Raw genomic sequence first — 12,928 nt, 5'->3', positions numbered from 1 at the left:
CTTGTGGGAGCGAGCCTGCTCGCGATAGCGGTCGCTAAAACAACAAATATCTCTCTGAGACAACCCCCTTGAACATCCAACCCAGCACCTACTCCCCCGACATCGCCGTCCCCACGGACAAACGTGTCTTCGGCGCGCGCGATCTCTTCTCCCTGTGGTTCTCCCTCGGCATCGGCCTGATGGTCTTGCAGGTCGGGGCCTTGCTGGCGCCGGGCCTGGGCCTGAGCGGTTCGTTGCTGGCGATTTTCCTCGGCACGCTGGTGGGCGTCCTGCTGCTAGCGGCCGTCGGGGTGATCGGCAGCGACACCGGCCTGTCGGCCATGGCCGCCCTCAAGCTCAGCCTGGGCAGCAAGGGCGCGAGCGTACCGGCGGTGTTGAATCTGCTGCAGCTGATCGGCTGGGGCTCGTTCGAGATCATCGTCATGCGCGACGCCGCCAGCCTGCTGGGCGCCCGGGCTTTCAGCGAAGGCAGCCTCGGGGCGAATCCGCTGCTGTGGACCTTGTTCTTCGGCGTCCTGGCCACCTTGCTCGCGGTGAGCGGGCCGCTGACCTTCGTGCGCAAAGTGTTGCGCAAGTGGGGCATCTGGCTGCTGCTGGCGGCGTGCACCTGGTTGACCTGGAACCTGTTCGCCAAGGCCGACCTGGCGGCGCTGTGGGCCCAGGCCGGCGACGGCTCGATGCCCTTGGCCGTGGGCTTCGATATCGCGATTGCCATGCCGTTGTCCTGGCTGCCGCTGATTGCCGACTATTCGCGCTTCGGCAAACGCGCCAGGAATGTCTTCGGTGGCACGGCGCTGGGGTTCTTCATCGGTAACTTCTGGCTGATGAGCCTGGGTGTCGCCTACACCCTGGCGTTCGCGCCGAGCGGTGAAGTCAACGCGCTGTTGCTGGCCCTGGCGGGCGCGGGATTGGGCATTCCCCTGCTGCTGATTCTGCTGGACGAGTCGGAAAACGCATTCGCCGACATCCATTCCGCAGCGGTGTCCAGCGGCATGTTGTCGGGGTTGAAGGTCGAGCATCTGGCGTTGGCGATCGGCGTCATCTGCACCCTGGTCGCCTGTTTCGCGCCGTTGGCGCAGTACCAGAATTTCCTGCTGCTGATCGGCTCGGTGTTCGCGCCGCTGTTCGGCGTGGTGCTGGTGGACCACTTCATCCTGCGTAAACGCCGCAGCCAGGTGGTATCCACTTCCTTGCGCTGGCCGGCGCTATTGGCCTGGCTGGGCGGGGTGAGCACTTACCACTTGCTGGCCAATTTCTACCCGGATATCGGCGCAACCCTGCCGTCACTGGTCCTGGCAGGGCTGCTGCAACTGTTGCTGGGCCGGGCTTTCAGCTACGGCCGGGAAACAGCTCGGGCTTGAGAATGCCATTGAGGCGCGGGTAAGCGATCTTCAGTTCGATGTGGCCCAGGGCGTAAGGTGCAATGGTGCTGGTTTCGTACTTGAGGATCACCCCGCCGTAGGTCAGCGCCACGTTCTGGGTTTTCTGGAAATGCCACTGCTTCAGGAACTCCGGCTCCTGATCCAGCTTGGTGCTGATCAGCCAGCTGTTATGAGCCACCTGAGCCGCTTTCCAGAAGGCTTCTTCCTGGCCCGGCAGCAGCATGTCCGACAGCGCCAGTACCTTGTGCTGCTGGCGCGAATAATTGATGAAACCGCGCCCCGGCGTGCCATGGGCGCCGCCGGTGTCCAGGTAACTGGACAGTTCGATGATCACCAGGCCGTCATGTTGCTCACGTACCTTGGCCTGCAAGTAGCTGCTGGTGCGCGGCGGGGCGCTGCGCAAGAACTGCTCGCGATACGCCGCCAGTGTAGGCGCCACCGGGGTGTCGGGTGTGGTGCGGGTCATTTGCAGCAGGCGCTTTTCGACGATACCGTCCAGGGCGGGTTCGGCCGGAAAGTGCACGGTGTCGATGTTCACCAAGGGGCAGTCGGCGCTGGCGCAGCCTGGTTGCAATTGCTCCGAGGCATCGCGGGTGGTGTCCAGTGGCGTGCGGTAGTTGGGTTGGAACAGGCTTTGGCAGGCACCCAGTGTCAGGGCAATGGCGGCCAGCGAAGCAATTCTGAAAAGCGACATGAGCGTCCTTCATGAAACAGGGAAAGGCAAAAAGTTACCCGCTTCGACTGTCAGCAGGGCAATCAGTTCGCCACTAAACTCATTAGAATTCTTTCACCTTCCGCCGTCCATCCCGATGATAGGAAAGGGGCTGCATCAAAGGGTACGGGCGCGTTAGGATGGCGCGAAGCCGAGGTAGGAACCTCGAATCGATTGCTCCAGACGAGGACTGCCATGACTGATTTCGCCAACGCCACACCGACCACCGTGGACATTATCAAGCGCGACAGCTGCTACCAGGGTTTCTACAAACTCGATCGCATCCGGCTGCGCCATGAATTGTTCGCCGGCGGCATGAGCCGTGAAATCAGCCGTGAGTTGTTCGTGCGCCATGACGCAGTGTGCGTCTTGCCCTACGACCCGCAGCGCGACGAGGTGGTGTTGATCGAGCAGTTTCGTGTCGGTGCCATGGGCAAGACCCCCAACCCTTGGCTGGTGGAGCTGGTGGCGGGCCTGATCGACAAGGACGAGCAACCGGAAGAAGTTGCTCATCGCGAAGCGCAGGAGGAAGCTGGGCTGGACTTCGCCGCGCTTTGGCCGATGACCAAATATTTTCCATCGCCGGGCGGCAGCGATGAATTCGTACATCTTTACCTGGGGCGTTGCGACAGCACGGGGGCCAGCGGCCTGCATGGGCTTGTGGAGGAAGCCGAAGACATTCGCGTGAAAGCCTGGGCTTTCGAGGATGCCTTGCAGGCGGTACGCGACGGGCGAATCTGCAATGCGGCCAGCATCATTGCCTTGCAATGGCTGGCCTTGAATCGCGATGAAGTGAGGGGGCTATGGTCTTAAGCAAGCTGCGCGATCGCTATCGCGTCGATCTGGTCGGGCTGCAAGCCGCCTGCGAGGCAAACTACGCCCGCCTGATGCGCTTGTTGCCGGACATGCGCAACGACCCGGCACCGCGCCGCATCGCCGTGACCCACGGCGACCAGATGCTCGGGGTGCTGGCGCTCGAAGTGCTGCAGACCTGTCCGTACACCACCACCTTGCAAGTGCGCCAGGAACACAGCCTGCCCTGGCTGCCGGTGCCGCAGCTGGAGGTTCAGGTCTATCACGATGCGCGCATGGCCGAAGTGGTGAGCGCCGAACATGCTAGACGCTTTCGTGGCATCTATCCTTACCCCAATGCCTCGATGCACCAGCCGGACGAAAAGGCCCAGTTGAATCTGTTCCTGGGTGAGTGGCTGAGTCATTGCCTGGCGCTGGGTCACGAGTTCGAAGTGGTTCGCTAGTGCAGTGCGCTGTCTGTGAACCGGTTCCGGTTCGCGGGTTTCCCCTTTCGATCAACCCCAGCATAATTGCGACTTCATCCAATGGCGTGATCGCGCCTGGGAGCGAGCGATTTGCCGAGCGTATCCACCCTGACCGCCGCCGATCCGGTGTTGCTGGTCCAACTGTCCGACAGCCACCTGTTCGCCGAGGCCGACGGCTCGCTGCTGGGCATGAACACCCGCGACAGCCTGCGGGCGGTCATTGACCTGGTCCTGAAGCAGCAGCCGAACATCGACCTGATGCTTGCCACCGGGGATTTGTCCCAGGACGGGACGCTGCAATCCTATGAAGCGTTCCACCAGATGAGCGCTCGGATCGATGCGCCGGCGCGTTGGATTCCGGGTAACCATGATGAGCCGCAGGTGATGCTCCAGGCAGCGGTCCAGAGCATGCTGCTCGATCCTGTGGTCGACATCGGGAATTGGCGCATCACCCTGCTGGACTCTGCGGTGCCGGGTTCGGTGCCGGGGTTCCTGGCGCCGGAGCAGTTGATCCTGTTGGCCAATGCTTTGAGCGAGGCGCCGGAGCGGCATCATCTGGTGTGTCTGCATCATCATCCGGTGTCGATCGGGTGTGAGTGGATGGCGCCCATTGGGTTGCGCAATCCAGATGCGCTGTTTGCGGTGTTGGATCGGTTTCCGCAGGTGCGGGGGGTGCTTTGGGGGCATGTGCACCAGGAGGTCGATCAGGTGCGTGAGGGGGTGCGTTTGTTGGCTTCGCCTTCTACCTGTATTCAGTTTGAGCCTGGGTCTGTGGATTTTGCGGTGGGTGAGCAGGCGCCGGGGTATCGGTGGTTGCGGCTTCTGCCGGATGGGCGGTTGGAGACGGGGGTTGAGCGGGTGGTTGGGTTTGAGTTTGTGGTTGATTATGGGGCTGAGGGGTATTGAGCTGTTGACTGAGTACATATCCGTTGCTGCGGTAACGGCTACTTACGGTTCCGCCCTTACGGCGGGTTACTTTTGGCAAACGCCCCAAAAGTAACCAAAAAGGCTTGGCCCCACCACTCGGCACCTCGCCCAGGCGAGGTGTTCCCTCACTCCGGCATTGCTCCGTGGGCCCGCCGCGAAGGGCCATCCATGGCCCAGCGCGGCTAACCCGGCATCCATGCCGGGTTGCCCACTACGCAATACCTGCGTTCGGCCGTCGTGGTTAACGGGGCCCAAAGATCAAAAGCAAAGCAAAGCAAAAGCAAAAGCAACGGCGAGGCGGCCTTGTGGCCGGCCTGTTCTTGCGGCTGACCTTGGTCCCCTGTGGGAGCGGGCTTGCCCGCGAAGGCGTCCTGAAGGCCGACCTGTCTCTTGGGCCATACCTCGTCCCCCTGTGGGAGCGAGCCTGCTCGCGATGGCGGCTTTACAGTCGACCTAAATCTGTGGGAATGGTCGGACATTCAGGTGGAATTTTCCGACGAGTTCTGGCGGTTGCCGGGTGGGAAGGGTTCTCGCTAACCTTTTTCGGTCGCTGCAATCAGCGACCGGGCCTGGAAAACCCGAAGAGTAAAAGGCGTAACAGTGCACCACGTGAGATACTGCCGTGCTTTAGCTGTGCAGTTCTGCGTTATGGCGGCTGTGCGTGGGAGACTTTCGAGTCTGCCGGGTTTTCCTTTTACCTCGGTTTTTCCAGCCCTCGCATAGCTGCCACCTCTCGACTGGAAAACGAGACGTGGCGGTTCCACTTGGTAAAAGGAACCTCACCATGTTCAAAGTTACCCCCAATCCCCCAAAAACCGATCCCACCGCACCCCACACCGGCCTCGACGCCAAAAAACTCGACGAAGCCGCCGAACGCGCCCTCAACTTCTACCTCGCCCCAGAACCCCAGGCCAAAAAGAAACCATCCCCCGGCCAGCTATTCACCGTCGTCGAAGACCTGGACAGCGAAACCCTCCTGGCCAACCTCAGCGAAACCCTGGCCTCGGCCAATGCGATGCTCAACGACCTGGCCTTCAACCTCGAAGGCTCCAACCGGCATATAGCCTTCGGCGTCCAGCAGATGGTCGAACTCAGTGAGCTGCTGGCAAACCGAGCACTTGACGTCGTCGATCCCCGATAAGTCAGCACTCCCTGTGGCGAGATCTAGCGAAACGTCGCTTTTTGCTTTTGCTTTTGCTTTTGCTCTGTTTTTGATCTGAAGGCCCCATTAACCACGCTGGCCGAACGCAGGCATTGCGTAGTGGGTAACCCGGCATGGATGCCGGGTTAGCCGCGCTGGGCCATGGATGGCCCTTCGCGGCGGCCCACGGAGCAATGCCGGAGTGAGGGCACACCGAGCGTAGGCGAGGTGCCGAGTGGTGGGGCACAGACCTTTGGTTACTTTGGGGCGTTTGCCAAAGTAACCCGCTGTAAAAGCGGAACCGTAAGCCGCCGTTACCGCAGCAATGGATATGTACCCAATAAGGCCGCCATCGCGAGCAGGCTCGCTCCCACAAAAAGCAGGTATAAATACCTTGTACGGAAAGCATGTCCCCCAAACACCCCCAATCTCCCTGTAAACTCCGGCCTTTGCCCTCAAACCCAGGGAGTTGGCATGTCGGCTTCGATCCTCTACATCCACGGCTTCAACAGCGCCCCAGCCTCAACCAAGGCCCGTCAACTCATCGACGTGATGACCCGCCTGGGCCTGGGCGATCAGCTGCAGGTGCCAGCCCTGCACCACCACCCCCGCGAAGCCATGGCCCAATTGGAACAAGCAATTGCGCAACTGGGACGGCCGCTGCTGGTCGGCAGCTCGCTCGGCGGCTACTATGCGACTCACTTGGCCGAGCGCCACGGCCTCAAGGCGCTGTTGATCAACCCTGCGGTCAGCCCCCATCGGATGTTCGACGGCTACCTGGGCACGCAAAAGAATTTATACACCGATGAAACCTGGGAATTGACCCACGACCACGTCACGGCCCTGGCTGCATTGGAAGTGCCGGCGCCCCAGGATCCACAGCGGTATCAGGTATGGTTGCAAACCGGTGACGAAACGCTGGATTATCGCCACGCCCAGCAGTACTACCGTGCCTGTGCCTTGCGCATCCAGGCCGGCGGCGACCACAGTTTCCAGGGGTTTGCCCAACAGTTGCCGGCGCTGTTGAGTTTTGCCGGCATTGGCGCCGATTTGTACCAGGCGATCGACTTCACCTCGCTGTGAGCCATCGCCCCTTTTTCATTCGAACACTGACGACGAGACCCCATGGCCACTCCCAGCGCTAGCTCCTATAACGCAGACGCCATCGAAGTCCTCTCGGGCCTCGACCCGGTGCGCAAGCGTCCCGGCATGTACACCGACACCAGTCGGCCGAACCACCTCGCCCAGGAAGTCATCGACAACAGTGTCGACGAAGCCTTGGCCGGGCACGCCAAATCGGTGCAGGTCATCCTGCACGCCGACCATTCGCTGGAGGTCAGCGATGACGGCCGTGGCATGCCGGTGGACATTCACCCCGAAGAGGGGGTGTCGGGCGTCGAGCTGATTCTCACCAAGCTCCACGCGGGCGGTAAGTTTTCCAACAAGAACTACCAGTTCTCCGGCGGTCTGCACGGGGTGGGTATTTCCGTGGTCAACGCCTTGTCGACCCAGGTTCGGGTGCGGGTCAAGCGTGACGGCAACGAATACCAGATGACGTTCGCCGACGGCTACAAGGCCACCGAGCTGGAAGTGGTCGGCAGCGTCGGCAAGCGCAACACCGGCACCAGCGTGTATTTCGCGCCGGATCCGAAGTATTTCGACTCACCGAAATTTTCCGTCAGCCGCCTCAAGCATGTGCTCAAGGCCAAGGCCGTGTTGTGCCCGGGGCTGTCGGTCAGCTTCGAGGACAAGGCCACCGGCGAGAAAGTCGAGTGGCATTACGAAGATGGCCTGCGCTCTTACCTGGTGGACGCGGTCAGTGGTTTTGAGCGCCTGCCCGACGAACCGTTCTGCGGCAGCCTGGCCGGCAACAAAGAGGCGGTCGACTGGGCGCTGTTGTGGTTGCCCGAGGGGGGCGAGAGCGTCCAGGAAAGCTACGTCAACCTGATTCCCACGGCCCAGGGCGGTACCCACGTCAACGGGTTGCGCCAGGGCCTGCTCGATGCGATGCGTGAGTTCTGCGAATTCCGCAACCTGCTGCCCCGTGGGGTGAAGCTGGCGCCGGAGGACGTGTGGGAGCGCATTGCCTTCGTGCTGTCGATGAAGATGCAGGAGCCGCAGTTCTCCGGGCAAACCAAGGAGCGCTTGTCGTCCCGTGAAGCGGCGGCGTTTGTGTCCGGTGTGGTCAAGGATGCGTTCAGCCTGTGGCTCAATGCCAACCCGGAAACCGGTCTGGCCCTGGCGGAGTTGGCGATCAGCAACGCCGGCCGTCGTCTCAAGGCCAGCAAGAAGGTCGAGCGCAAGCGCATCACCCAGGGGCCGGCGTTGCCGGGCAAGCTCGCCGATTGCGCGGGGCAGGACCCTATGCGTTCCGAGCTGTTCCTGGTGGAAGGTGATTCTGCCGGTGGCTCGGCCAAGCAGGCTCGAGACAAGGAATTCCAGGCGATCCTGCCGTTGCGGGGCAAGATCCTCAACACCTGGGAAGTGGACGGCAGCGAAGTACTGGCCAGCCAGGAAGTGCACAACATCGCCGTGGCCATCGGGGTCGATCCGGGCGCGGAGGACATGAGCCAGTTGCGTTACGGCAAGATCTGCATCCTCGCTGACGCCGACTCCGACGGCCTGCACATCGCCACCTTGCTGTGCGCCTTGTTCGTCCAGCATTTCCGTCCGCTGGTGGACGCCGGTCACGTCTACGTCGCGATGCCGCCGCTGTATCGCATCGATTTGGGCAAGGAAATCTACTACGCCTTGGACGAGGCCGAGCGAGACGGCATCCTTGACCGGTTGGTGGCCGAGAAGAAGCGCGGCAAGCCACAGGTCACCCGATTCAAGGGTCTGGGCGAGATGAACCCGCCGCAGCTGCGCGAAACCACCATGGACCCGAACACCCGTCGCCTGGTACAGCTGACCCTGGACGATTTCGCCGCGACGTCGGAAATGATGGACATGCTGCTGGCGAAGAAACGTGCCGGCGATCGCAAGTCCTGGCTCGAGTCCAAGGGCGATCTGGCCGAGGTGTTGGCCTGATGCGCAACGGTTTCGCCCTGGCGCTGTTGCTGTGGGCGGGGGCCGTGTTCGCTGGGCCTGCACCGGAATTGAAGTTGCTGTCCGAGCACGCTGTCGACGGCATGCGCGGCGGCAATCTGTCCGGGCTGGCCCTCTGCGGCGATGAGATGTGGACGGTGTCGGATCGCGACGATGACCGCATTTATCGCCTCGACACCTCCGGTGATGGGGCCTGGCCTGCCCAGGCGTTGATCATCGACGTGCCGCAGGCGCCGGACAGCGGTTTGCCCTGGGGGCTGAGGTCGCGTACCTGGGCGGCGTCGTTCCTGCGCGGTGGCGAGCTGGATTTCGAAGGCATCAGCTGCGACAGCGCTGGCAATCGCTATGTGGTCAGCGAATCCCATGCCGCCGTGCTGCAGGTGCCGCCGCTGGGCGAAGTGTCCTGGTTGAAGATTGCGCCGACAATGATCCGCGAGGCCCGTGCCAGCGGTATGTTGCTGCATTTCAATGCATTGTTTGAAGGCCTGGCGGTGAACCCGGCCGGCGACCGGCTGTGGCTGGCGGCGGAACGGGAGCGACGTGGTGTGCTGTTGATCAAGCGTCAGCAAACGGTGTGGGACTGTGATGGTCATTGTGTGCTGTTGAGCGAAGCCGGGCAGGAAATGCAGCCAGCGCAGTTTCCCAATGCCAAGGCGGTATCTCGGGATTTTGCCGACCTGTCCCTGTTCGACGGCAAGCTGTTCACCCTGGAGCGCAACGCCTTTCAGATCTGCCGCCGCGACCCCCAGACCGCTGAAGTCGAGCGCTGCTGGTCGTTTGCCGCCGAGGCCTTGCAGGACAATCGTCGCTATTCCCAGGCCTACGGGCTGGCCGAGGCCCTGGTAGTGGACGCCAAGGGCGCCTGGGTTGGCCTGGACAACAATGACGGGCCGCGGGCCGACGGCGAAGAACGGCCGATCATCTGGCGCTTCGCTGCACCCGATGGTGGCTGGAGCGCCTCGCCATGAGCCGGCCACCCCTGAACCTATTTGAATCTACCCAGCGCGATGGCAGCATGCCGTTGCGCCAGACAACGAACTGATGAGGCCCGCATGAGCGACATTCTTGCAGACAGCTTGGACGGCGTAGAGCGCCGATCGCTGGCTGACTTCACCGAAAATGCCTACCTCAATTACTCCATGTACGTGATCATGGACCGCGCCCTGCCGCACATTGGCGACGGCTTGAAGCCGGTCCAGCGGCGGATCGTCTATGCCATGAGTGAGTTGGGACTGGACGCCGATTCCAAGCACAAGAAGTCGGCGCGGACCGTCGGTGACGTGCTCGGCAAGTTCCACCCCCACGGCGATTCGGCCTGCTACGAAGCCATGGTGCTGATGGCCCAGCCGTTCAGCTACCGCTACACCTTGGTGGATGGCCAGGGTAACTGGGGGGCGCCAGACGATCCCAAGTCGTTCGCGGCCATGCGTTACACCGAGGCGCGGCTGTCGCGTTATTCCGAGGTGCTGCTCAGCGAGCTGGGTCAGGGCACGGCGGACTGGGGGCCGAACTTCGATGGCACCCTCGATGAACCTCTGGTTTTGCCGGCACGTTTGCCGAATATCCTCCTCAATGGTACCACCGGCATCGCCGTGGGCATGGCCACTGACGTACCGCCCCACAACCTGCGGGAAGTGGCCACGGCGTGCGTGCGTCTGCTGGACGAGCCGAAAGCCACGGTGGAGCAGCTCTGCGAGCACATCCAGGGCCCGGACTATCCGACCGAAGCGGAAATCATCACCCCGCGCGCCGATTTGCTGAAAATCTACGAGAGCGGCCGCGGTTCGGTGCGCATGCGCGCCGTGTATCACATCGAAGACGGCGACATCATCGTCACCGCGCTGCCACACCAGGTCTCCGGGGCCAAGGTGCTGGAGCAGATTGCCGCGATGATGCAGGCAAAACCTTCGAAAGCGCCGCAAGTGGCCGACTTGCGTGACGAGTCGGACCATGAGAACCCATGCCGCATCGTGATCATTCCAGTCAACAGCCGGGTCGACCACGACGCGTTGATGCAGCACCTGTTCGCCAGCACCGATCTGGAGTCTAGCTACCGGGTCAACATCAACATCATTGGCTTGGACGGCAAGCCGCAGTTGAAGAACCTGCGGGCGCTGTTGGTGGAATGGCTGGAATTCCGTGTCAAAACGGTGCGCAGACGTCTGCAGTTCCGCCTGGACAAGGTCGAGCGGCGCCTGCACCTGTTGGACGGTTTGCTGATTGCTTACCTCAACCTGGACGAAGTGATCCACATCATCCGCACCGAGGAGCATCCGAAGGCGAGCCTGATCGAGCGTTTTGCCTTGAGTGAAATCCAGGCCGACTACATCCTCGACACCCGCCTGCGGCAATTGGCGCGGCTGGAAGAGATGAAATTGCGTGCCGAGCAGGATGAATTGCTCAAGGAACAGGCCAAGCTGCTCGCCTTGCTGGGTAGCGAGGCCAAGCTCAAGAAGCTGGTGCGCACCGAGCTGCTCAAGGACGCCGAAACCTATGGCGACGACCGTCGTTCGCCAATCGTGGAACGTGCCGAAGCCAAGGCACTCAGCGAACACGATCTGCTGCCGAACGAGAAAGTGACCGTCGTGCTGTCGGAAAAAGGCTGGGTGCGCTCTGCAAAGGGTCACGACATCGACGCGGCAGGGCTTTCCTACAAGGCCGGGGACGGTTTCAAGGCTCTGGCACCAGGGCGCTCGAACCAGTTTGCGGTGTTTATCGACTCCACCGGGCGCAGTTATTCGGTGGCGGCTCATACCCTGCCATCGGCTCGCGGCCAGGGAGAACCGCTGACCGGTCGTCTGACGCCACCACCGGGTGCAACTTTTGAGTGCGTGCTGATGCCTGATGATGACGGGCTGTACGTTATTGCGTCGGACGCCGGCTACGGGTTCGTCGTCAAGGGTGAGGATCTGCAAGCCAAGAACAAGGCGGGCAAGGCGTTGTTGAGCCTGCCAAACAACGCCAAGGTCATTGCGCCGCGCCCGGTCTTCGACCGCGATAACAACTGGCTTGCTTCGGTGACGACCGAAGGGAGGCTGCTGGTGTTCAAAATCAGCGATCTGCCACAATTAGGTAAAGGTAAAGGGAATAAGATCATCGGGATTTCTGGCGAACGGGTCGCCAGCCGTGAGGAATATGTCACGGATATTGCAGTGTTGCCGGAGGGTGCCACGCTTGTGCTGCAAGCTGGAAAGCGTACGCTCTCACTCAAAGCAGACGATCTTGAGCATTACAAAGGTGAACGTGGTCGGCGGGGCAACAAGCTTCCAAGGGGTTTTCAGCGGGTCGATGCACTGCTCGTCGAAAACCTCAATTAAGCGTGCTAGACAGCTCGGTCTGCGATTAAAAGCCGCAGATCGATGCTTTCGCGCTGGAGTCGGAACGCATATTCACGGATGATAGGCCCTTTCAAGCGCCGGCGTGGCCGAGCGTTCTTCATAATGACCGAGTACTTTTTCACTGTGGTAAGCCTTGTGGCCGCCACCTGGATGGAACGATGACTGCTCTGCGCCTTCCTATTCTATGGCTCGCCGGCCTGCTTGGCCTGGCGGGTTGCAGCGTCCATCAACCAGTGTCGCTGTATCAGCTCGACAGTGGCAACCCGGCCCAACCTGCGCAAAGCACAGGCATGGCTGTATTGCTGGGCCCGGTGTCGATCGCCGACTACCTGCAACGCGAAACCCTGCTGCAACGCCAACCTGACGGTAGCCTGCAGGCTGCCACTGACGGTCGCTGGGCCGGCAGCCTCTCCTCGGACATCGACCAGTTGCTGCTGCGCCAAGTGGCCGGGCACCTGGACAGCCAGCGCGTGGTATTGGCGCCGGCCACCCAGGGTTTCACCCCGGATGTCCAGGTGCTGCTGTCGATCACCCGCCTGGATTCGGGCGAAGCGCAACCGGCGGTGCTCGATGCTCAATGGCGGTTGATCGACCGTCGCGGCAAAGTTCGTGAGAACCGCATCGTTCATCTGCAGGAGCAACATACCGGCGGTACTGCTGCACAGGTCCAGGCTCAGGGCGTTCTGCTGCAGCGTTTGGCCGAGCAGCTGTCTGTCGCGCTCAAACCATTGGCCAACCAGCCTCCGCTGGTCGAGGCCGCACCGCGCAAGTCGGCACCTGCCCAGGCCAAGCCTGTGGAACCGGAGAAGTCGCCAAAGATCCCGATGGCCTTGCCGATTCGTACCGACATGGAAGTGTTCAGGTTCTGATCACCAGACTGGATGCAAGACAAAGCCCGCATTGATGCGGGCTTTGTTGTTTCTGCGGGATAGAACTTTGGCGCCTGGGCTGGCCTCATCGCGAGCAGGCTCGCTCCCACAGGTCCAGAACCACAGATATCCCTCACAGGTTCAGCGCTGTCCTTGTGGGAGCGAGCCTGCTCGCGATGAGGCCAGCGAAGGCCACAAAAAAGCCCGCAGACAATCACTCATCTGCGGGCTCAG

At 61.7% G+C, this 12,928-nt stretch carries 11 protein-coding genes; 10 read left to right on the top strand and 1 reads right to left on the bottom strand.

Annotation, left to right across the window (positions count from 1 at the left end):
* The first annotated feature begins 68 nt into the window (after positions 1 to 68).
* Entirely contained in the window at positions 69 to 1,361 is a 1,293-nt protein-coding gene (gene cytX / locus FGE05_RS17250) for a putative hydroxymethylpyrimidine transporter CytX (RefSeq protein WP_139646798.1), read from the top strand.
* Here the strand turns inward: cytX and FGE05_RS17245 are convergent.
* A complete protein-coding gene (locus tag FGE05_RS17245; RefSeq protein WP_139646796.1) occupies positions 1,330 to 2,076 on the bottom strand; it encodes a DUF3298 domain-containing protein in 747 nt (248 codons plus the stop codon). The two genes, cytX and FGE05_RS17245, sit on opposite strands and share 32 nt — an antisense overlap.
* Before the next feature lie 213 nt (positions 2,077 to 2,289).
* On the opposite strand from FGE05_RS17245, the gene FGE05_RS17240 reads away from it, so the two are divergent.
* The 9 genes from FGE05_RS17240 (at position 2,290) to FGE05_RS17200 (ending at position 12,694) form a co-directional block, all read left to right on the top strand.
* The gene (locus FGE05_RS17240; protein WP_139646794.1) at positions 2,290 to 2,907 is read left to right on the top strand and encodes an NUDIX domain-containing protein; all 618 of its coding nucleotides are present in this window, start codon (positions 2,290 to 2,292) and stop codon (positions 2,905 to 2,907) included.
* Positions 2,898 to 3,350, top strand: coding sequence for a DUF1249 domain-containing protein (locus tag FGE05_RS17235; RefSeq protein ID WP_024781420.1), 453 nt, complete (start codon positions 2,898 to 2,900; stop codon positions 3,348 to 3,350). Before FGE05_RS17240 ends, FGE05_RS17235 begins: the two co-directional genes overlap by 10 nt.
* 111 nt (positions 3,351 to 3,461) lie before the next feature.
* Positions 3,462 to 4,277, top strand: a complete 816-nt coding sequence (gene cpdA / locus FGE05_RS17230) for a 3',5'-cyclic-AMP phosphodiesterase (protein ID WP_139646792.1) — start codon at positions 3,462 to 3,464, stop codon at positions 4,275 to 4,277.
* A gap of 805 nt (positions 4,278 to 5,082) precedes the next feature.
* Positions 5,083 to 5,439 (top strand): DUF6124 family protein, encoded by a 357-nt coding sequence (locus FGE05_RS17225; protein ID WP_055128695.1) that lies wholly within the window; start codon positions 5,083 to 5,085, stop codon positions 5,437 to 5,439.
* 474 nt (positions 5,440 to 5,913) lie between these two features.
* Positions 5,914 to 6,522, top strand: coding sequence for a YqiA/YcfP family alpha/beta fold hydrolase (locus FGE05_RS17220; protein ID WP_047700387.1), 609 nt, complete (start codon positions 5,914 to 5,916; stop codon positions 6,520 to 6,522).
* A 42-nt stretch (positions 6,523 to 6,564) separates the two neighbouring features.
* On the top strand, positions 6,565 to 8,469 hold the full coding sequence (parE, locus tag FGE05_RS17215) for a DNA topoisomerase IV subunit B (RefSeq protein ID WP_139646790.1): 1,905 nt from the start codon (positions 6,565 to 6,567) through the stop codon (positions 8,467 to 8,469).
* A complete protein-coding gene (locus FGE05_RS17210; protein ID WP_139646788.1) occupies positions 8,469 to 9,455 on the top strand; it encodes an esterase-like activity of phytase family protein in 987 nt (328 codons plus the stop codon). The genes parE and FGE05_RS17210 overlap by 1 nt, the downstream gene beginning before the upstream one ends.
* Before the next feature lie 84 nt (positions 9,456 to 9,539).
* The gene (gene parC / locus FGE05_RS17205; protein ID WP_041022085.1) at positions 9,540 to 11,804 is read left to right on the top strand and encodes a DNA topoisomerase IV subunit A; all 2,265 of its coding nucleotides are present in this window, start codon (positions 9,540 to 9,542) and stop codon (positions 11,802 to 11,804) included.
* Positions 11,805 to 11,983: 179 nt separating this feature from the next.
* Entirely contained in the window at positions 11,984 to 12,694 is a 711-nt protein-coding gene (locus tag FGE05_RS17200) for a membrane integrity-associated transporter subunit PqiC (RefSeq protein ID WP_139646786.1), read from the top strand.
* Positions 12,695 to 12,928: the final 234 nt, after the last annotated feature.

It is taken from the genome of Pseudomonas sp. ICMP22404 (assembly GCF_006227205.1).
In the GTDB taxonomy this organism is placed as follows: domain Bacteria; phylum Pseudomonadota; class Gammaproteobacteria; order Pseudomonadales; family Pseudomonadaceae; genus Aquipseudomonas.
Note: the sequence above shows the minus strand (reverse complement) of the source record. Positions and strands in the feature narration are given on the sequence as shown.